This window comes from Pseudomonas sp. S31, assembly GCF_016648105.1.
In the GTDB taxonomy this organism is placed as follows: domain Bacteria; phylum Pseudomonadota; class Gammaproteobacteria; order Pseudomonadales; family Pseudomonadaceae; genus Aquipseudomonas.
In genome coordinates this window covers 153,949-173,672 of sequence record NZ_JACVVE010000006.1, presented here as the reverse complement: position 1 = coordinate 173,672, position 19,724 = coordinate 153,949, and the positions used below count along the sequence as shown (strand labels likewise).

Here is a 19,724-nt window from a genome sequence, read left to right as displayed (position 1 = left end):
TCAAACGGATCGAGTACGAAGTTAAAGTGATTTATGAAGAGTAAGATCTTTTCGGTATTACCAAGAGGCTTCTGCTATCGATTCAAGCAGGGAAGGAAGGTGGAGAGTCGATCTGTAAGCCGGGTTTTGTCGAGGACAGTCATTCCTCTACGACGGCCATCACTGGACGCCTCTAGCAACCTACCCGGTTCCGACGCGGGCCACGCCTGATGGAACCCTATTTGGTCTTGCTCCGAGTGGGGTTTACCTAGCCACGAACTGTTGCCAGCCGTGCGGTGCGCTCTTACCGCACCTTTTCACCCTTACCGGCACCGAAGTGCTTAGGCGGTTATTTTCTGTGGCACTTTCCGTAGGCTCGCGCCTCCCAGGCGTTACCTGGCACTCTGCCCTAAGGAGCCCGGACTTTCCTCCCCTCATTCTTGTTGAACAAAAACGAGCAGCGACTGTCCGATCGACTCTCCGCCGACAAGAGTACCGGCAGGCACGCCCAAGAACAAGCGATACCGCTCTGTCTTCACTGGGATTTCTGTTTCTCCAGAGCAGCCTGGTACAGCAGGTTCTTGCGCACACCGGTGATTTCCGCCGCCAAGGCGGCCGCACGCTTGAGCGGCAGTTCGGCCAGCAGCAGGTCGAGCACGCGCATGGCCTCGGTGCTGATGGCCTGCTCGCCCTCGGGCGCGGTCCAGCCGCCGACCAGCACCACGCACTCACCACGCTGCTGGTTGCTGTCCCCTGCCACGAAGGCGCGCAGTTCAGCCAGCGGCAGGCCCTTGAGGGTCTCGAAGGTTTTCGTCAACTCACGGGCCAGCAGTGCCGGGCGCTCGCCACCAAACACCGCCTCCATGTCCTCGAGGCACTCGAGGATGCGATGGGGCGCTTCGTAGAAGATCAGCGTGCGCGGCTCTTCCTTTACCTGCTCCAGGCGTGCGCGGCGCCCAGCCGCCTTGGCGGGCAGGAAGCCTTCGAAGATGAAACGATCCGACGGCAGGCCCGCCGCCGACAGCGCGGCGATCAACGCGCACGCCCCCGGCACCGGCACCACGCTGACCCCGGCTGCACGCGCCTGGCGCACCAGGTGGTAGCCGGGGTCGGAAATCAGCGGCGTACCGGCGTCGGAGACCAGCGCCACGTCCTCCCCCGCCAGCAGCTTGGTGATGAAGCGCCCGCCTTCGTCGCGCTCGTTATGTTCATGGCAGGCCGCCAGTGGCGTGTCGATGCCGAAGTGCTGCAACAGGCGGATGGAATGCCGGGTGTCTTCGGCGGCGATCAACGCCACATCCCCCAGCACCTTCAGCGCGCGGGCACTCATGTCGTCGAGGTTGCCGATCGGAGTCGCGACCACGTACAGCGTACCCATCACGGATTTCGAAGCCCCTGCCACATCAGTCACTGCGCACACCTGCCTTTCGGATCAAAGGCGCCATTGTAGCCCGAGCGCCTGCAACAGCGCGCAAAGAACTTGGCCACCCAGCCGTTTCCAGGCACCTATAGTGAAGGTTCGACACCGCCAAGATCGCACCCGCGCCCCGGCTTGGGTACAATTGCCGGCCAACTTGATCGAGTAACAGGACTTTTACATGATCGCTTGCCTGCGGCTGTTCACAGCCCTCTGCTTCGCTGCCCTGCTCGCAGCCTGCGCCAGCTCGCCCTCATCCAGCCTGGGCGAACTGCCGCGCACCCCGGATGCCAGCATCGAACAGCTGCTCGACAAGGCCGCCAACAGCAAGTCCCCCGAAGATGCCGCGCTGCTGCGCCTGAGCGCCGCCGACCTGGCTTACAAGCAGAAGGACTTCCCGCGCGCCGCAGGCATTCTCCAGCAAGTACCGCTGGACACGCTCAAGCCAGCCCAGCAGGTCTTCGCGAGCACCCTCGCGGCGGAGCTGGCCATGAGCCGCAACCAGCCCAAGGCGGCGCTGACTGCCCTGTCACACCCAAGCCTGGCGCGCGTCGGCGAACTGCCAGAGCCCCAGCAGGCCCGCACCTACACCGTTCACGCTGCAGCCCTCGAAGCCGACGGCCAGGCCCTGGCTGCGGCCCAGCAACGCGTGCTGCTCGCGCCACTGCTCAGCGGCCAGGCCGCCAGCGCTAACGATGACTCGATCTGGGCCCTGGTCGCCTCGCTGCCGGCCGAGCAACTGCAACAGCCCAGCACCGACGCGACCCTGGCCGGCTGGACCAGCCTGGCCCTGGCAGTGAAAAGCGCCGGTACCCTGGAACAGCAACAGGCCGCCATCGACACCTGGCGCGCACAGCATCCCGACCACCCGGCCGCCAAGCAATTGCCGACGGCACTGGTCAAGCTCAAGGAACTGGCCAGCCAGCCCCTGACCAAGATCGCCCTGCTTCTGCCCCAGGAAGGCCCCCTGGCCAACGTCGCCCGCGCCCTGCGTGATGGCTTCATGGCGGCGCACTTCCAGGCCCAGCAAAGCGGCCAGCCGGCCCCGGCCGTGCAGGTCTTCGACAGCTCGCGGATCAGCTCCCTAGACGACTTCTACCGCGAGGCCCAGGCCGCTGGCGTACAACTGGTGGTCGGGCCACTGGAAAAACCACTGGTGAAGAAGCTCGCTGCCTATCCGCAACTGCCGATCACCACCCTCGCCCTGAACTATGCCGAAGCTGGCCAGAAGGCCCCGCCGCAGCTGTTCCAGTTCGGCCTCGCCGCCGAAGACGAGGCCCGCGAAGTGGCCCGTCGCGCCCGCGCCGACGGCATGGTCCGCGCCGTGGCCCTGGTGCCCAGCGGTGAGTGGGGCGACCGTGTGCTCGCGGCCTTCCGCCAGGACTGGGAAGGCAACGGCGGCACCCTGCTCGCCGCCGAACGCATCGCGCAACCGGTCGCCCTGGCCCAGCAGATCGCCGACCTGTTCCAGCTGCGCCAGAGCGAAGCCCGCGCCAAGAGTCTGCAAAGCACCGTGGGCGGCAATATTTCCGCGCAGCCGTCGCGCCGCCAGGACATCGACTTCATCTTCCTCGCCGCCACGCCACAGCAGGCCCAGCAGATCAAGCCGACCCTGAACTTCCAGTACGCCGGCGACGTGCCGGTCTACGCCACCTCGAACCTGTACAGCGCCAGTGGTGACGTCAACCAGTACAACGACATGAACGGCATCCGCTTCTGCGAAACGCCATGGCTGCTCGACACCAGCAACAGCCTGCGCCAGCAGGTAGTGCAACAGTGGCCGCAAGCCGCCGGCAGCCTGGGCCGCCTGTACGCCATGGGCGTCGACGCCTACAGCCTGGCACCGCGCCTGGGCCAGCTCAAGGCACTGCCTGACAACCGCGTCCAGGGCCTGTCCGGCAGCCTGAGCATCAACCCCGGCCAGCGCATCGAGCGCCAGCTGCCATGGGCCGAGTTCTCCGGCGGCCAGGTCAAGCGCCTGCCAGACACCCCACGCTGATGGCGACCGCATCGCCTGCCAGCGCCGGCCAAGATGCGGAAACCCAGGCCCTCGATTACCTCCGGGGCCAGGGTTTGCGACTACTGGCACGCAACTGGCGATGCAAAGGCGGCGAGCTTGATCTGGTCATGCTCGACGCCGATACAGTAGTATTCGTCGAAGTCCGCTATCGGCTACATGCGAGCTTCGGCGGCGCTCTCGGCAGTATCGACGGGCGCAAGCAGAAAAGGCTGGTGCTTGCCGCCAGTCTCTTTCTACAAAAGGAGCCCCGTTGGGCCGAACACCCCTGCCGCTTCGACGTAGTCGCCCTGCAGGGCAGCCACCACGCAGGCCAGCCACTCCAGTGGCTGAAAAACGCCTTCGAATGCTGAACCCAATCCGATTTTTTTGCTCTATGTTTCGCGGGCTGGTCCCTGTTGCGCGTCGCGCCGGCCACCGCCCCACTTAAGGTCACCAGATGGACATGCAATCCCGAATTCGCCGGCTGTTCCAGGCCAGCATCGATACCAAGCAACAGGCAATGGACATCCTGGCACCGCACATCGAGCAGGCCAGCCTGGTCATGGTCAACGCCCTGCTCAACGAAGGCAAGATGCTCGCCTGCGGCAACGGCGGCTCGGCCGGCGACGCCCAGCACTTCTCGTCCGAGCTGCTCAACCGCTTCGAGCGCGAGCGCCCGAGCCTGCCAGCCATCGCCCTGACCACCGATAGCTCGACGCTGACCTCGATCGCCAACGACTACAGCTACAACGAAGTCTTCTCCAAGCAGATTCGCGCCCTGGGCCAACCCGGCGACGTGCTGCTGGCGATTTCTACCAGCGGTAACTCGGCCAACGTGATTCAAGCGATCCAGGCGGCACATGATCGCGAAATGATTGTCGTAGCTATGACTGGACGTGACGGTGGCGGCATGGCCTCGCTGTTGCTGCCCGAGGACGTGGAGATCCGCGTGCCTTCGACGGTGACCGCACGTATCCAGGAAGTCCACCTGCTGGCGATCCACTGCCTATGCGATCTGATCGACAGCCAACTGTTCGGGAGTGAAGAATGATCCCCAAGCGCCTCGGCCTGATGGCCCTGACCCTGTGCCTGAGCGTTACCGGCTGCAGCTCGGTACTGACCTCGACCCGCAACTCGCCGATCGAGGATGATCGCGGCACGCGCACCATCGGCAGCAAGATCGACGACTCGCTGATCGAGACCAAAGCCTCGGTGAACATCGCCAAGGCCAGCCCCGACCTGGACAAGGGCTCGCACATCGTCGTCAGCAGCTACAACGGCATCGTCCTGCTGGCCGGGCAGACCCCACGCGCAGACCTCAAGAGCCTGGCCGAGCAAACCGCCAGCCAGGTGCAACGGGTCAAGAAGGTGCACAACGAGCTGCAGGTGATGCAGCCCTCCTCCATCCTGGCGCGCAACAATGACGCCTGGCTGACCACCAAGATCAAGACCCAGATGCTGACCGACAGCGCCGTGCCCAGCTCGCGGATCAAGGTCATCACCGAAAACGGCATCGTCTACCTGCTGGGCCTGGTGACCCAACAGGAAGCCAACTCGGCCACGGCCGTGGTGCAAGGGGTATCGGGCGTGCAGAAGATCGTCAAGCTGTTCGAATACATCGACTGAGCCGCTACGCACGCTGCAGAAAAAAGGCGATCCACATGGATCGCCTTTTTCGTTACTTGACCACCTTCAGGCTGGGCCGACCGCTTGGCCGCGGCGGCTGCCCGCCACCGCTCGGCGGGCCATCGTCATCAGGCTCCACGCATTCGTCGTCCAGCGCTTCGTCATCCATTACCGGCGGCTCGAGCTCGAAGACCATGCCCTGGCCGTTTTCCCGGGCATAGATGCCGAGAATGGCGCCGGCCGGCACGTACAGCGTATGGCAAACGCCACCGAAACGACCTTCGAAGCTGACCGCCTCGTTGTCCATGTGCAGGCAGCGCACGGCACTGGGCGAGATGTTCAGGACGATCTGGCCATCACTGGCGAAACCCTGGGGCACCTGAACCGCCGGGTATTCGGCATTGACCAGCATATGGGGGGTGAAATCGTTGTCGACGATCCACTCGTACAGCGCTCGAACCAGATAGGGGCGACTGGAGTTCATCAACGGCTCCTTAAAACTTGCGCATTTCACGCTCTGCAGAGGACAGGCTCGCCTGAAAAGGCTCGCGGGCGAACTGTCGCTCCATGTATTCCAGCAGCGGCTTGGCTTGCCGCGGCAACTCGATACCCATCAATGGCAATCGCCATAATATGGGCAATAGACAGCAATCGACCAGGCTTTGCTCCTCACTCATGAAGCAGGCGAACTCGGCGAACACCGGGGAAACGCCAGTCAGGCTCTCGCGCAACGCCTTGCGCGCCTCGGCGCGGGCCGCCTCGGTACTGCGCGGGTCGAGCACGGTGTCCGCCAGCGCGCACCAGTCGCGCTGGATGCGGTGGATCAGCAAGCGACTGTTGCCGCGCGCCACCGGGTACACCGGCATCAATGGAGGGTGCGGGTAACGCTCCTCGAGGTATTCCATTACCACGGTCGACTCGTACAACGCCAGGTCGCGGTCGACCAGGGTCGGCACGCTGCCATAGGGGTTCGCCTCGACCAGCTTGGGTGGCAGACGAGCGGGGTCGACGTCGATGATCTGCACGCCGATGCCTTTCTCGGCGAGCACCAGGCGCACGCGATGAGAATAGTGATCAGCGGGATCGGAATAGCAGGCTAACCTGTTGGTCGCGCCCATGTAACGGCTCCTCGCATGGGAATGCTTGTAAGACTGCAAATGCAAACGCGCCCTGGAGGCTCCCGCGTGTTTACGCGGCAGCGCCCAGGGCGCGTTCAACTAACCAGAAACTACTGCGTGATCAGTGCACGTCCTTCCAGTATTCGCGCTTGAGCAAATAGGCGAACACGAAGAAGAAAGCCAGGAACAGCAACACGTAGGTACCGATGCGCTGGCTTTCCAGTTTGACCGGGTTGGCCGAATAGGCCAGGAAGGTCACCAGGTTCTTGACCTTCTCGTCGAACTGCTCGGTGGTCAGGGTACCGGAATTCGGCGTGATGGTCAGCTGGTCACAGGCTTCATGGGTGAGCGGCGCACCGGTCAAGGGGTCGTACTGTTTCTTGCCATCGGCCACGCTCTGCACCTGCTTGCAACCGATCACCTGGTTGCCCTGCAGGCCCACCAGCACGTTGGGCATGCCGACGTTGGGGAAGACCTTGTTGTTCACCCCGTAAGGCCGCGACTTGTCCTCGTAGAAGCTGCGCAGGTAGGTGTACAGCCAATCATTGCCGCGCACCCGCGCCACCAGGGTCAGGTCGGGCGGCGCCGCCCCGAACCAGGTCTTGGCATCGCTCGGCTGCATGCCGATCTGCATGTGATCGCCGATCTTGGCGCCGGTGAACACCAGCTTCTCGAGCATCAGCTCGTGGGGAATCCCCAGGTCGTCGGCCACCCGCTCGTAACGCTGGAACTTGGCGCTGTGGCAGCCCATGCAATAGTTGGCGAACGTGCGCGCACCGTCCTGCATGGCAGCTTTGTCAGTGAGGTCGACGTCGACCTTGTCCAGCTCCAGGCCATGCTCGGCAGCGAGGGTGAAAGCAGGCATCACGGCCAGCAGAAATACTGCAATCAACTTTTTCATCAGCCAGTCACCCTTTCCGGAACCGGTTTGGTCTTCTCGAGCCTTGTGTAGAACGGCATCAGCAGGAAGTAGGCGAAGTACAGCACCGTACAGACCTGCGACAACAAGGTGCGTCCAGGCGTTGGCGCCTGCACGCCAAGCACGCCGAGGATGACGAAGGCCACGCAGAACACCAGCAGGAAGATCTTGCTCAACCAGCCCTTGTAGCGCATGGAGCGCACGGGGCTGCGGTCGAGCCAGGGCAACACGAACAGCACGGCGATGGCCGCACCCATGGCGATCACCCCGAACAGCTTGTCAGGCACCGCACGCAAGATCGCGTAGAACGGCGTGAAGTACCAGACCGGGGCGATATGTTCGGGCGTCTTGAAGGCGTTCGCCTGTTCGAAGTTGGGCTTCTCGAGGAAGTACCCGCCCATCTCCGGGAAGAAGAACACCACGGCGCAGAACACGAAGAGGAAGACCACCACACCGACGATGTCCTTGACCGTGTAGTACGGGTGGAAGGGGATGCCGTCGAGCGGAATGCCGCTCTCGTCCTTTTTCTTCTTGATGTCGACACCATCGGGGTTGTTCGACCCCACTTCGTGCAGCGCCAGGATGTGCAGCACCACCAGGCCGAGGATCACGATCGGCAGGGCCACCACATGCAGGGCGAAGAAGCGGTTGAGGGTGATGCCGGATATCAGGTAGTCGCCGCGAATCCACATGGTCAGGTCATCGCCGATCACCGGAATGGCACCGAACAGCGAGATGATCACCTGAGCACCCCAATACGACATCTGACCCCAGGGCAGCAGGTAGCCCATGAAGGCTTCGGCCATCAGCGCCAGGTAGATCAGCATGCCGAACAGCCAGACCAGCTCGCGCGGCTTCTGGTAGGAGCCGTAGAGCAAGCCGCGGAACATGTGCAGGTAGACGACGATGAAGAACGCCGAGGCGCCGGTCGAGTGCAGGTAGCGCAGGATCCAACCGTACTCGACGTCGCGCATGATGTACTCGACCGAGGCAAAGGCCTCCTCGGCCGACGGCGTGAAGCTCATGGTCAGCCACACACCGGTGACGATCTGGTTCACCAGCACCAGCAGTGCCAGGGAGCCGAAGAAGTACAGGAAGTTGAAGTTTTTCGGCGCGTAGTACTTGCTCAGGTGGTCTTCCCACATCTTGGTGGCGGGGAAGCGCGCATCGACCCAGTCCATGAACTTGCTCATCATGCGTTCTCCTGATCGACGCCGATGACGATGATGTCGTCAGACTCGTACGAATGCGGCGGCACCGGCAGGTTGAGCGGCGCCGGCTGGGACTTGTAGACGCGCCCTGCAAGGTCGTAGTGGGAACCATGGCAGGGGCAGAAATAGCCACCGACCCATTTGGGGCCCAGGTCGGCCGGCGCCACTTCCGGACGGAAGGTGGGCGAGCAGCCGAGATGGGTGCACAGGCCGACGAGAATGAGGATTTCCGGCTTGATCGAGCGCACCTGCGGGTCGACATAGGCCGGCTGCACGGAATCCTTCGATTCGGGATCGGAGAGCTCGGCAGTGATCTTCTTGAGGTTGCCGAGGATCTCTTGCGTTCGCCGCACGATGAATACCGGTTGGCCACGCCACTCGGCAACCATCTGCTGGCCGGGCTCGACCTTGGCGATATTGACCTTCACCGGCGCACCGGCGGCCTTCGCCTTGGCACTGGGAAACCATGACCCCACGAACGGTACCGCTGCCCCCACTGCCCCCGCCGCCCCGACCACGGATGTCGCGGCTACGAGGAAGCGGCGCCGGCCTGCGTTGACGCCGTCATTGCTCATTCAGTCCTCTCCCATCAGCTTGCTTGGCCTGTTGAACCAGACCTGTACTTAGGTTGTGTCAGTGGCACTAAAAATTGGTCGCCATGGTAAGAAACAAATCCACACAATGACAAGGTGATTACCCCCAGCCGAGGCCATAACCCGCGCTTTGCTTGATCTGCGTCTATGCGACCAACGGTCACCGACATGCTGACAGGTTAGTTCAAGCCCAAAAAAAAGCCCGGTTCCAAGGAACCGGGCTTTTTTCGACTGCCGAAGCGGTATTAACGCTTGGAGTACTGAGGACGCTTACGCGCTTTACGCAGACCCACTTTCTTACGCTCGACTTCACGAGCGTCGCGGGTGACGTAGCCAGCACGACGCAGAGCGCCACGCAGGGTTTCGTCGTATTCCATCAGAGCGCGGGTGATACCGTGACGGATCGCACCGGCTTGACCGCTGACACCACCACCGGAAACGGTGACGTAGATGTCGAACTTCTCGACGGTCTCGGTCAGCTCCAGCGGCTGGCGAACAACCATACGAGCGGTTTCACGACCGAAGAACACGTCCAGAGAACGGTTGTTGATGGAGATGTTACCAGTACCCGGACGCAGGAAAACGCGAGCGGTTGCGGTCTTGCGACGGCCAGTGCCGTAATTTTGAGTCGCCGACATAATGAACTATCCCGTTAGATCTTCAGTTCTTGAGGCTGCTGAGCAGTGTGTGGGTGAGCAGCACCCGCGTACACTTTCAGCTTACGGTACATGTCGCGACCCAGCGGGTTCTTCGGCAGCATGCCTTTGACCGCGGTTTCGATAACACGCTCAGGGGCTTTGGCGATCAACTTCTCGAAGTTGATTTCCTTGATGCCACCTGGGAAACCGGAGTGGGAGTAGTACATTTTGTCGGAAGACTTGGCACCAGTCACACGAACCTGTTCAGCGTTGATGACGACGATGTAGTCGCCGGTGTCAACGTGAGGGGTGTACTCTGGTTTGTGCTTGCCACGCAGACGGCTAGCGATTTCGGTAGCCAGACGACCCAGGGTCTGGCCAGCGGCGTCGACTACGAACCACTCGCGCTTTACTGTTTCCGGTTTAGCAGTAAAAGTTTTCATTCTCTAAAGCCTCAGAGGCCGCCCAGCGAAAAATAGACGGCGAATCTTACTGGATAGTGCGCAGATTGCCAAGGGCAAACGCGCAGCCGAACGCTGACGCTTTTGGGGGCTCGGGTCGGGCACGCCAATGTTCGACGGGGTTCTTCCTGCGTGGTGGTGCATCACTTCCGCCACACGGAGAGGGGCCGAATTATCCAGATTGCGCGAAAAATTTCAACCTGCTTTTATGGGCTTCTTTGCCAAGGAGAGTCTCCCCGATGGAATACCGCAAGCTCGGCCGTACCGACCTCGACGTCAGCGCCCTGTGTCTGGGCACCATGACCTGGGGCGAGCAGAACACCCAGGATGAGGCCTTCGAGCAGATTTCCCGGGCCAAGGCCCACGGAGTCAACTTCATCGACACCGCCGAGATGTATCCGGTGCCGCCGCGCCCGGAAACGTACGCCGCCACCGAGCGCATCATCGGCAACTGGTTCCGCGCCAACGGCGACCGCGACGACTGGGTCCTGGCCAGCAAGGTCGCCGGCCCGGGCAACGGCATCAGCCATATCCGCGATGGTCAGCTCAAGCATAACCGTCAGCACATCGTCGCGGCGCTGGATGCCAGCCTCGAACGCCTGCAGACCGACCGCATCGACCTGTACCAGCTGCATTGGCCCGAGCGCAGCACCAACTTCTTCGGCAAGCTGGGCTACCAGCACCTGCCCCAGGACCACTTCACCCCGCTGGAAGAGACCCTCGAGGTCCTCGACGAACAGGTGCGTGCCGGCAAGATCCGCCATATCGGCCTGTCCAACGAAACCCCGTGGGGCACCATGAAGTTCCTGCACCTGGCCGAGAGCCGCGGCTGGCCGCGGGCGGTGTCGATCCAGAACCCGTACAACCTGCTCAACCGCAGCTTCGAGGTGGGCCTGGCGGAGGTGGCGATCCGCGAGCAATGCGGGTTGCTGGCCTACTCGCCGCTGGCCTTCGGCATGCTGTCGGGCAAGTACGAGAATGGTGCGCGCCCGGAAAAAGGCCGCCTGACCCTGTTCAGCCGCTTCGCCCGCTACTCCAACCCGCAGACGGTGGCGGCCTGCAGCCGCTACGTGCAGCTGGCCAAGGACCACGGCCTGGATCCGGCGCAGATGGCCCTGGCCTTCGTCACCCGCCAGCCGTTCGTGACCAGCAACATCATCGGCGCCACCAGCCTGGAACAGCTCGACAGCAACCTGGCGAGCCTGGCGCTGAACCTCAGCGACGAATTGCTGGCAGCCATCGAAGCGATTCACCAGGACCAGCCGAATCCGGCGCCTTGAGCTGAAACCGCGCCGCCCTCTGTAGGAGCGGGTTTACCCGCGAAGGGGGCGGCGCGATTCCAGCGGGGTAGACACAATCGCCAAAAAATAAGACGATCCAGCCGGTGATTGACCACTCTACCCTATAAGAACAATGACAATGATGTTTACCCAACCCTCGGCGTCATTGCGCCGCGTCAGCATCCTGGCCATCGACAAAGTGTTCGCATCGACCCTGATGCAGGCCAAGGACTTCTTCCATCTCGCCAGCCTGCGCTACAGCAAGCAGCTTGGCCTGGGCCTGCAGCCAATCTTCGATATCACGCTGGTCAGCCCGGACGGGCAGCCGGTGGACAGTTTCAGCAACGTCCAACTTCCGGTCGACGCCAGCCTCAGCGATGCCGACGTGATCATTCTCCCGGCGTTCTGGGAAGACTTCGACAGCCTCCTGCAGCGTTATCCACAGGTACTGCCATGGCTGCGCGAGCAGCATGCCCGGGGTGCGGTGTTGTGCGCGCAGGCCAGCGGCGTGTTCTGGCTCGCCGAAGCCGGGCTGCTCGATGGCAAGGAAGCGACCACCTATTGGCGCTTCTTCAGCACCTTCGCCGAGCGCTACCCCAATGTGCGGCTCAACCAGGACAAGCACCTGACCGACGCCGACAACCTCTACTGCGCCGGCGGCACCACCTCGGCCTGCGACCTGTACGTCTACCTGATCGAGCGCTTCTGCGGGGCCAACGTGGCCCGCGCCGTATCGCGCGACACCCTCTATGAAGTGCAGCGCAGCTACACCCCCGGGCGCATGGGCTTCGGCGGCCAGAAGCTGCACCAGGACCTGATCATCCTGCAGATCCAGCACTGGCTGGAGGAGCACTTCGCCGACAAGTTCCGCTTCGAGGACGTGGCCCGCAACCACGGCATGAGCATCCGCAACTTCATGCGCCGCTTCCAGGGGGCCACCGGTGACAAGCCGCTGCACTACCTGCAACGGCTGCGGATCGAGACGGCGAAGGGCTTGTTGTCGAGTACGCGCAAGAGCATCAAGACCATCAGCTACGAGGTCGGCTACGACGATGCCAGTTTCTTCGCGCGGCTGTTCCGCCAGCACACGGAGTTGTCGCCGAACCAGTATCGGCAGCAGTTCATGCAGGAAGCTTGAGAGCCATCTTGAGGGCCATGGGGCTGCGTTGCAGCCCATCGCGGCCCCAATACGCTTAAGGCTTGTGCGCCCGCGAAAGGAACTCGTGCGACTGCATCTCCAGCAACCGGCTAAGGGTCCGCTGGAACTCGAAGGCCAAGCGACCGCCGGTATACAGGTCCTTGAGCTCGACCTCGGCAGAGATGATCAACTTGACGTTGCGGTCGTAGAACTCGTCCACCATGTTGATGAAGCGGCGGGCGATGTCGTCGGTGGCGACGCCCATCTGCTCGACGTTGCTCAGCAATACGGCGTGGAAGATCTTGCCCAGCTCGATGTAGTCGTTCTGGCTGCGCGGCCCGTCGCACAGGGCGCGGAAGTCGAACCAGGCGACGTCGTCGCAGGTGCGCAGGGCGTTGATCGGGCGGTTCTCGATCATCAGCACGTCGTTCTCGACGGCCTGCGTGCACTCGGGGGTCAAGGCCTTGAAGCTGGCAAGCATGCTCTGGTGGGCAGCGTCATTGAGCGGGTAGTGGAACAGTTCGGCCTGCTCCAGGTGCCGCAGGCGGTAGTCGACGCCGCTGTCGACGTTCACCACGTCGGTGTACTGCTTGATCATGGCGATGGCCGGCAGGAAGCGCGCACGCTGCAGGCCGTCCTTGTACAGGCCGTCGGGGACGATGTTGGAGGTCGCCACCAGCGATACGCCGTTCTTGAACAGCTCTTCCATCAAGGTGCCGAGAATCATCGCGTCGGTGATATCGGAGACGAAGAACTCGTCGAAGCAGATCACCTTGGCTTCTTCGCTGAAGCGCTTGGCGATGATGGTCAGCGGGTTCTTCTCACCCTTGAGGGTTTTCATTTCCTCGTGCACACGCTTCATGAAGCGGTGGAAGTGCGTACGCATCTTCTGCTTGAACGGCAGCGCCTCGAAGAAGGTATCGACCAGGTAGGTCTTGCCTCGGCCAACCCCACCCCAGAAGTACAGACCCTTGACCGGCGTCTGCTCCTTCTTGCCGAACAGCTTGCCGAACACACCCGGCTTGTTGTTCTGCGCGTGCACCAGGTCGTCGTACAGGCGCTGCAGGTGACGCACCGCAGTTTCCTGCGCCGCATCATGGAAGAAGTCGGGACGTTTCAGATCTGCTTGATATCGTTCTAGGGGCGTCATGATTTCGTTAGCGAGGCAACAAAAAACGGGCCGTCACTGTAGCGAGCGGCCCGCTTAATGGCAATCAGTCTGTGGGAGCGGGCTTGCCCGCGAACACCGGCATGGCCGGTGCCATGCAACGCGGCGCCTGCTTCGCGGGCAAGCCCGCTCCTACAGGTCCCCGGCTCAGTCCTGCTGTGGGGCCAGCGCCTCGCGCAGGGTCTGAATGGCCGAATCACGGGCCTCGGCGCTGTCGAACTGCGGCCCGTCGGCAACCTGCTCGTCGTTCAACCACAGGCTGAAGCCCAGGCCTTCGACGCGTACATCGGCCTCGCCACCCTGCTGCAATTGCTTGCTCACCGCTCCGGCGCTCTTGCCGTCGGCGAAGCTGCGCGACAGCAGCAACTGCTCGCCATCGGCGGCCAGCAGGCGGAAGCGGAAGCTGCCGTCGTCGTCACGGAAGCTGACGAAGCGCGCGGTCTTGGCGGCTTTCTTCTTCACCTCGGTGCTGGCCTGCACGCTGCTGCGGAACGAACGCAGGCCAACGGCCTCGCGCAGTTGCTCGAGGAACGGCGTGGCGATCTTGCGAGCCTTGGCGGCACCGGCCAGGAGGATGTCTTCCAGGTCCGATGGACGCGAAATCAACTGGTGGTAGTGGTCGCGCTTCTCGGCCAGCTGGCCGTCGAGCAGCTGGAACAGGCGCTGCTTGGCCTCACCCCAGCCCAGGCCCTGCAGCAGTTCTTCGCGGAATTCGGCGCACTGCGCCGGGGTGGAGAAGGCCTGGAACAGGGTGGACAGGTGCGAATTGTCCGGGTCCTTGGCTTCGCCGGGCGCGCGCGAGTCGGTGACGATGCGCGAGATGGCGTCCTTCATGTCCTTGGCGCTGGTGAACAGCGGGATGGTGTTGTCGTAGCTCTTGGACATCTTGCGACCGTCCAGGCCCGGCAGGGTCGCCACGCTCTCCTCGATCACCGCCTCGGGCAGGGCGAAGAAGTCCTTGCCCTGGCCGAACAGGTGGTTGAAGCGCTGGCCGATGTCGCGGGCCATTTCCACGTGCTGGATCTGGTCACGGCCGACCGGCACCTTGTGGGCGTTGAACATCAGGATGTCGGCTGCCATCAGCACCGGGTAGCTGTACAGGCCCATGGTCACGCCGGCATCCGGGTCTTCGCCGTTTTCCACGTTCTTGTCCACCGAAGCCTTGTAGGCATGGGCGCGGTTGAGCAGGCCCTTGGCACTGACGCAGGTGAGCAGCCAGGTCAGCTCGGGGATCTCGGGGATATCGGACTGGCGGTAGAAGGTCACCTTGTCCGGATCGAGACCGCCGGCCAGCCAGGTGGCGGCGATTTCCAGGCGCGAACGCTGGATGCGCAGCGGATCGTCGCACTTGATCAGGGCGTGGTAGTCGGCCAGGAAGTAGAACGAGTCGGCGCCCGGCTGCTGGCTGGCGACGATCGCCGGGCGGATGGCCCCGGCGTAGTTGCCCAGGTGCGGGGTGCCGGTGGTGGTGATACCGGTAAGGATGCGCGTGGTCATGGGTGTTCGCTTATTCAGGCTTGGCTCAGTTCGAAAGGCGCGGCAGCAGCAGATCCTTCAGATCGGTCAGCTTGCCATGGAAGAAGTGTCCGCATTCTGCCACTTTCAGCAGCTCATGGGGGCGCGCCAGTGCGTCGGACCAGGCGTATACCAGCTGCGGATCCACGACCTCATCGCTGTCGGGCTGCACCAGGCTGATCGGGCAGCGTTGCGGCAGCGGGAAGTCCTCGGTCAGACGCATCACCGCCGGGGCGATCATGAACAGGTGTTGCAGCTCCACCCCCTGCCCTTCCAGGCGCCCGGCCAGGCTGGTAGCGACGAAGCCACCGAACGAGAAGCCCATCAGCACCAGCGGCAGCTGCGGATGGCGCTCGCGCAACCAGGCGGCGGCGGCTTCGGCATCGGCCACTTCGCCAGCGCCCATGTCATGGCTGCCGGCGCTCTGGCCGACACCGCGGTAGTTGAAGCGCAGAGTCACGTAGCCGGCATCGCGGGCGGTACGCTGCAGGGTCGAGACCACCTTGTTGAGCATGGTGCCGCCCTGGACCGGGTTGGGGTGGCAGATCAGGACCGCACCACGGGCATCGGCCACGTCCAGGTACAAGGCTTCCAGCTGGCCGCTGGGGCCATCGATGAACAAGGGGGTTTCGCGCACGAGCAAGGTACTACTCCGTGACCTCGGGTTGGGTCGATTCGTCTAGGTGAAGAATTCTGTTCTGATTTGCGATCGCTCGCGGTATACAGCGCAGGTCTGAGCCGTTAACGTAAAGCAAAGCCGTTTATAGAGGAAGGACTCGTGGAACTCTCGCTCCTTGTTTGGTTGTTGCCAACCCTGGCCCTGGTCATCGGCGTGGCGGTCGGTTTCATCGCAGCCCGCCTGCTGCCCAACGCTGCGCCCAGCAGCACCCAGCGTCAGCTGGACGATATGCAAAAACGCTTCGACAGCTACCAGAACGAGGTCATCACCCACTTCAACAGCACTGCCGTGCTGGTGAAGAAACTGACCCAGAGCTACCAGGACGTCCAGGATCACCTGGCCGACGGCGCCAACACCCTGGCCCTCGACGACCTGACCCGTCAGCGCCTGCTGGCCGCCCTGCACTCCGAAGCCGCGCAGGGCCCACGCGACCGTCTGACGCCGCCGAAGGACACCGCCGAAGTGCCACGCGACTACGCGCCGAAGTCGCCGAACTCGCCAGGCATGCTCGACGAGAGCTATGGGCTCAAGCGTTGATTCGCTGAACTGGAACTTCAGAAGGCCTCGCAAGAGGCCTTTTTTGTGGGCTCGGCTTGATAGTTGCAGCGCGGCGGATATCGAGCGCCCCATCACTACCGGCGAATCTTGCCCGGAAAATCCTGAGAAAAGAGCTATAAGCCCTGAGTCATAATTTCTATTTCATACAGTGAAAGACCGATGAATCGCAAAATAACTACTTCCAAGAACACTAATTAAACACCCCCAGAACTGCAGCCATCATGCTGCCGTGCAATCCAATACGCTAGCTTTTGGCAATTTAGCCTGAATTCGAGATTCTCCCTACATCGAAAAAGGCCACCTCTGGCATACCCAAAATTCAACTCCACCCATCATAGCCTACCTGAACCAGCTGACCTACGTACTTCATTACGCAATCCCAATTAGCGAAGGAGACGGAGTGTACGATACAGCCAATATCATCTAGGGTTTACTACATTGATCGGCACATGAACCCGGCAACCTTTGTAGCCCATCACTCTATCCCGATTCACGACGACGGTGGCGTCTACGACATGGAAAACCTTAGAACAATAACACCCTCGGCTCATCACAAAATACACTACGGAGATAAGCCATTACCCTCAAGCAGAAGCTCAGCGATTATACTGAGCAAGAGTTCATAGCATTTATCAACGAAATCAATAGGGCCAACATTGACGCGCCAGACAATATCTACTCTTCGCTTCTTCTCCACTTTGCAAAAATCACCGAACACCCTTCCGGCTACGACCTGCTATTCGGGCCTGCCTCCGAGACTGACAACGAGGCTGAAGAAATTGTGAAAATCGTCAAAGAGTGGCGACTTACCCATCATAAAGAGATATTCAAACCCAGCTAGACAGCGCAAGTCACTGGCTTAAGGTAAAGACGGCCTGTTGCCACCCAATATTTGATGCGAACGAACATTGCGCCAATGGCGCTCACCCTTAAGAAGTTACACCTAAAAGCCATAACCACGTTCATCATGAAGACAAAAATGACTACTAAATCCGAACTTGAACAATATACCGAACAAGAATTCAGGGCGTTTCTTCATGAGATACACAGAGCCATCGAGGATGAACCCGACAGCAAGCTGACACCTTTAATTGAGCACTTTGAAAAAATCACTGAACACCCCGCGGGCAGTGATCTTTTTTTCAGACCAGAAGGAAGCAACCAAGGCGAGCCTGAACAAGTATTGGCGATCATTAAAGAATGGCGAGCCGCCAATGGCAAAGCAGACTTCAAGCCCAGCTAGCAGCGCCACACACCTATAGGATAAAGGGGACGAACTAATTTTCCTGCTCTAATTGAACTCTCGGAGAATGTATCGAGCAGACGAGGCAGGGCACGGGCTACCTAGCTGCACGCCCCCAGCGCCTGCTCGATATCCGCCGACAAATCCTCCACATCCTCCAACCCCACCGACAACCGCACCAATCCTTCCGAAATCCCATGATGCGCCCGCTCCTTGGGCGTATAGCTGGAATGGGTCATGCTCGCCGGATGCTGCGCCAGCGACTCGGCATCGCCCAGGCTCACAGCCCTGGCAAACAACTGCAGGGCATTCATGAAGCGCCGTCCGGCCTCGATCCCGCCCTTGAGCTCGAAGGCGATCATCCCACCCGGTTTGCTCATCTGCCGCTGCGCCAGATCGTACTGGGCGAACGAAGGCAACCCAGGATAGTGGATCAGCTCGACCTGCGGCTGGCCCGCCAACAGTTCGGCCACCTGCTGCGCGTTGTCGCAATGGCGATCCATGCGCAGCGCCAAGGTCTTGATGCCGCGCATCAGCAACGAAGCGTCATGCGGCGAGAGCACCGCACCGGTCATGTCCTTGAGCCCTTCCAGGCGAATCCGGTCGATCAGCGCCTTGCGCCCGACGACCAAGCCGGCGGTGATATCGCCATGGCCACTGAGGTACTTGGTGGCCGAATGCACCACCAGGTCCGCGCCCAGCTCCAGCGGCCGCTGCAGGTACGGCGTGCAGTAGGTGTTGTCGACCACCACGTGGACATCATGCCCACGCGCCGCCTCGACCACCGCCGTGATATCCACCAGTTGCATGTTGGGGTTGGCCGGGGTCTCGAAATAGATCATTCGCGTCCTGGGAGTGATCGCCGCCTTCAGCGCCTTGGGGTCGTTGAGGTCGATATGGCGGATCTTGATGCCGAATTCGCCAAGGCCATGGTGCATGTAGGCGAAGGTGCAGCCATACACCGTGCGCCCCACGAGCAGCTCGTCTCCGGGGCGCAGCAGCGTCCACAGGGTCGAGGTGATCGCCCCCATGCCCGAGGCCAGGGCCAGACCCGCATCGCCCCCCTCCAGAGAAGCCATGCGCTGCTCCAGCAAGGCCAGGGTGGGGTTGGAGATGCGACTGTAGAAATGCCCGCCCTCCTCCCCGGCGAAGCACGCCGCACCGTACTCGACGCTGGGGAAGGCGTAGGTCGCGGTCTGGTAGATCGGCGGCACCAAGGCGCCGCCGTGGCTGAGCGGGTCATAGCCGTGGTGGATGGCCCGGGTAGAGAAACCGCTGTTGTTCTGGGAGTTGCGCATGGCAACGACCTCTGGTGGTTTGTTCTAAGCTTATGCCACCAGACAGCCTGAATTTTTCCAAAATAACCCACGCATTTGCGGGTTTATTGGAACCAGAACGACAAAAAAGACCTCCTGAGGGCAAATCATGCCAACCACCCTCGACCGCACCGACCGCGCCCTGCTCGCCGCCTTGCAAGACAATGCCCGGTTGACCGTTTCCGAACTGGCCGACCAGGTGGCCCTGACCACATCACCGTGCTGGCGGCGGGTCAAGTTGCTCGAGGACAACGGGTTCATAACCGGCTACCAGGCAATTCTTTCCCCCAAGTCGCTAGGCTTTGGAGTGACGGCGTTCGTCAGCATCATGATGGATTCGCATACCAAGGACATGGCATTGGCGTTCGAGCGGCGGCTGATGGAGATTCCCGAGATCGTCGCCTGCCATAACATTTCAGGGCGGTATGACTTTTTGTTGGAGATATTGGCGCGGGATTTGGAGTCTTTTGGGGAATTCACACGCGAGGTGCTGCAGCGGTTGCCGGGGGTGAAGGAAATTTATTCGAGCTTTTCCTATAAGGCTGTAAAGGAAAAACGGGTCATTCCGGTGTCGGAGACACACATCTGAAGCGAGCCATGCGAGGCTGAGACACTTTCTTATGTGGACGTGCCATCCAAAATCCATGGCGTTTGGCCTTTTTTGCCTGGAAACGCCTTCCCACCTGGAGATCGCTACCGAGCACCATCAGAAAGATCCCCAGCGCTCAGAGGAAACGTCTCACTGAGTCCGGAGAAAATCTAGGTATCAGACAAGGTATGTCGTAGCAAAAAATAGCGCTTAACATCAATGCGCGAGCCATCATGAAAATATTAATCCCCATAGCGATAATTATTCTCTCCGGGTG

The 19,724-nt window shown here is 61.5% G+C and carries 23 protein-coding genes and 1 other RNA gene; 11 read left to right on the top strand and 13 right to left on the bottom strand.

Features of this window, described 5'->3' with window-relative positions; translation table 11 throughout:
• Positions 1-99: 99 nt before the first annotated feature.
• Both rnpB and rsmI read right to left on the bottom strand, forming a co-directional pair.
• Positions 100-459, bottom strand: an RNA gene (gene rnpB, locus IAE37_RS07320) — RNase P RNA component class A.
• 55 nt (positions 460-514) lie between these two features.
• Entirely contained in the window at positions 515-1,357 is an 843-nt protein-coding gene (gene rsmI / locus IAE37_RS07315; RefSeq protein WP_201171624.1) for a 16S rRNA (cytidine(1402)-2'-O)-methyltransferase, read from the bottom strand.
• A 220-nt stretch (positions 1,358-1,577) separates the two neighbouring features.
• Here rsmI and IAE37_RS07310 point away from each other — a divergent pair, with 220 nt between their 5' ends.
• From IAE37_RS07310 to IAE37_RS07295, 4 genes are all read left to right on the top strand, one after another.
• Complete coding sequence (locus IAE37_RS07310) at positions 1,578-3,395, top strand: penicillin-binding protein activator (RefSeq protein ID WP_201171559.1); 1,818 nt, start codon at positions 1,578-1,580, stop codon at positions 3,393-3,395.
• Entirely contained in the window at positions 3,395-3,766 is a 372-nt protein-coding gene (locus tag IAE37_RS07305) for a YraN family protein (RefSeq protein WP_201171557.1), read from the top strand. The genes IAE37_RS07310 and IAE37_RS07305 overlap by 1 nt, the downstream gene beginning before the upstream one ends.
• An 86-nt stretch (positions 3,767-3,852) precedes the next feature.
• The gene (locus IAE37_RS07300) at positions 3,853-4,446 is read left to right on the top strand and encodes a phosphoheptose isomerase (RefSeq protein ID WP_136913061.1); all 594 of its coding nucleotides are present in this window, start codon (positions 3,853-3,855) and stop codon (positions 4,444-4,446) included.
• A complete protein-coding gene (locus IAE37_RS07295; protein ID WP_201171556.1) occupies positions 4,443-5,021 on the top strand; it encodes a BON domain-containing protein in 579 nt (192 codons plus the stop codon). The genes IAE37_RS07300 and IAE37_RS07295 overlap by 4 nt, the downstream gene beginning before the upstream one ends.
• A 52-nt stretch (positions 5,022-5,073) precedes the next feature.
• On the opposite strand, the gene IAE37_RS07290 is transcribed toward IAE37_RS07295, so the two are convergent.
• The 7 genes from IAE37_RS07290 to rplM form a co-directional block, all read right to left on the bottom strand.
• Positions 5,074-5,505: a ClpXP protease specificity-enhancing factor gene (locus IAE37_RS07290; RefSeq protein WP_201171554.1), complete on the bottom strand. Its 432-nt coding sequence runs from the start codon at positions 5,503-5,505 to the stop codon at positions 5,074-5,076.
• Between the two features lie 10 nt (positions 5,506-5,515).
• Entirely contained in the window at positions 5,516-6,139 is a 624-nt protein-coding gene (locus tag IAE37_RS07285; protein WP_201171552.1) for a glutathione S-transferase N-terminal domain-containing protein, read from the bottom strand.
• Between the two features lie 121 nt (positions 6,140-6,260).
• On the bottom strand, positions 6,261-7,040 hold the full coding sequence (locus tag IAE37_RS07280) for a cytochrome c1 (RefSeq protein ID WP_201171550.1): 780 nt from the start codon (positions 7,038-7,040) through the stop codon (positions 6,261-6,263).
• Positions 7,040-8,251, bottom strand: a complete 1,212-nt coding sequence (locus IAE37_RS07275) for a cytochrome b (RefSeq protein WP_201171548.1) — start codon at positions 8,249-8,251, stop codon at positions 7,040-7,042. The genes IAE37_RS07280 and IAE37_RS07275 overlap by 1 nt, the downstream gene beginning before the upstream one ends.
• A complete protein-coding gene (gene petA, locus IAE37_RS07270) occupies positions 8,251-8,844 on the bottom strand; it encodes a ubiquinol-cytochrome c reductase iron-sulfur subunit (RefSeq protein WP_201171544.1) in 594 nt (197 codons plus the stop codon). Before petA ends, IAE37_RS07275 begins: the two co-directional genes overlap by 1 nt.
• 263 nt (positions 8,845-9,107) lie before the next feature.
• On the bottom strand, positions 9,108-9,500 hold the full coding sequence (rpsI, locus tag IAE37_RS07265) for a 30S ribosomal protein S9 (RefSeq protein WP_003260797.1): 393 nt from the start codon (positions 9,498-9,500) through the stop codon (positions 9,108-9,110).
• A 14-nt stretch (positions 9,501-9,514) separates the two neighbouring features.
• Complete coding sequence (rplM, locus tag IAE37_RS07260; protein ID WP_003260798.1) at positions 9,515-9,943, bottom strand: 50S ribosomal protein L13; 429 nt, start codon at positions 9,941-9,943, stop codon at positions 9,515-9,517.
• 257 nt (positions 9,944-10,200) lie between these two features.
• Here rplM and IAE37_RS07255 point away from each other — a divergent pair, with 257 nt between their 5' ends.
• Together IAE37_RS07255 and IAE37_RS07250 are read left to right on the top strand one after the other, a co-directional pair.
• Positions 10,201-11,241, top strand: a complete 1,041-nt coding sequence (locus IAE37_RS07255) for an NADP(H)-dependent aldo-keto reductase (RefSeq protein WP_201171541.1) — start codon at positions 10,201-10,203, stop codon at positions 11,239-11,241.
• A gap of 217 nt (positions 11,242-11,458) precedes the next feature.
• The gene (locus tag IAE37_RS07250; protein ID WP_201171622.1) at positions 11,459-12,379 is read left to right on the top strand and encodes a GlxA family transcriptional regulator; all 921 of its coding nucleotides are present in this window, start codon (positions 11,459-11,461) and stop codon (positions 12,377-12,379) included.
• A 55-nt stretch (positions 12,380-12,434) separates the two neighbouring features.
• Here the strand turns inward: IAE37_RS07250 and zapE are convergent, their stop codons facing one another.
• The 3 genes from zapE to IAE37_RS07235 form a co-directional block, all read right to left on the bottom strand.
• Positions 12,435-13,529, bottom strand: a complete 1,095-nt coding sequence (gene zapE / locus IAE37_RS07245) for a cell division protein ZapE (protein WP_201171534.1) — start codon at positions 13,527-13,529, stop codon at positions 12,435-12,437.
• A 165-nt stretch (positions 13,530-13,694) separates the two neighbouring features.
• Complete coding sequence (locus IAE37_RS07240; RefSeq protein WP_201171532.1) at positions 13,695-15,044, bottom strand: tryptophan--tRNA ligase; 1,350 nt, start codon at positions 15,042-15,044, stop codon at positions 13,695-13,697.
• A 25-nt stretch (positions 15,045-15,069) separates the two neighbouring features.
• Positions 15,070-15,705: an alpha/beta hydrolase gene (locus IAE37_RS07235; RefSeq protein ID WP_201171529.1), complete on the bottom strand. Its 636-nt coding sequence runs from the start codon at positions 15,703-15,705 to the stop codon at positions 15,070-15,072.
• A 135-nt stretch (positions 15,706-15,840) separates the two neighbouring features.
• Between IAE37_RS07235 and IAE37_RS07230 the strand changes: the two genes are divergently transcribed.
• The 4 genes from IAE37_RS07230 (at position 15,841) to IAE37_RS07220 (ending at position 17,542) form a co-directional block, all read left to right on the top strand.
• Positions 15,841-16,278 carry a YhcB family protein gene (locus IAE37_RS07230; RefSeq protein WP_201171526.1) on the top strand — a complete coding sequence of 146 codons (438 nt, stop codon included), beginning with the start codon at positions 15,841-15,843 and terminating at the stop codon, positions 16,276-16,278.
• Between the two features lie 389 nt (positions 16,279-16,667).
• On the top strand, positions 16,668-16,925 hold the full coding sequence (locus IAE37_RS29060; protein ID WP_328822706.1) for an HNH endonuclease signature motif containing protein: 258 nt from the start codon (positions 16,668-16,670) through the stop codon (positions 16,923-16,925).
• A complete protein-coding gene (locus tag IAE37_RS07225; RefSeq protein ID WP_201171620.1) occupies positions 16,877-17,140 on the top strand; it encodes a bacteriocin immunity protein in 264 nt (87 codons plus the stop codon). Before IAE37_RS29060 ends, IAE37_RS07225 begins: the two co-directional genes overlap by 49 nt.
• A 75-nt stretch (positions 17,141-17,215) precedes the next feature.
• The gene (locus tag IAE37_RS07220) at positions 17,216-17,542 is read left to right on the top strand and encodes a bacteriocin immunity protein (RefSeq protein WP_236409828.1); all 327 of its coding nucleotides are present in this window, start codon (positions 17,216-17,218) and stop codon (positions 17,540-17,542) included.
• Positions 17,543-17,643: 101 nt separating this feature from the next.
• On the opposite strand, the gene IAE37_RS07215 is transcribed toward IAE37_RS07220, so the two are convergent.
• Positions 17,644-18,840, bottom strand: a complete 1,197-nt coding sequence (locus IAE37_RS07215; RefSeq protein WP_201171523.1) for a methionine gamma-lyase — start codon at positions 18,838-18,840, stop codon at positions 17,644-17,646.
• Positions 18,841-18,967: 127 nt separating this feature from the next.
• Between IAE37_RS07215 and IAE37_RS07210 the strand changes: the two genes are divergently transcribed.
• The gene (locus tag IAE37_RS07210) at positions 18,968-19,447 is read left to right on the top strand and encodes an Lrp/AsnC family transcriptional regulator (RefSeq protein WP_201171520.1); all 480 of its coding nucleotides are present in this window, start codon (positions 18,968-18,970) and stop codon (positions 19,445-19,447) included.
• Positions 19,448-19,724: the final 277 nt, after the last annotated feature.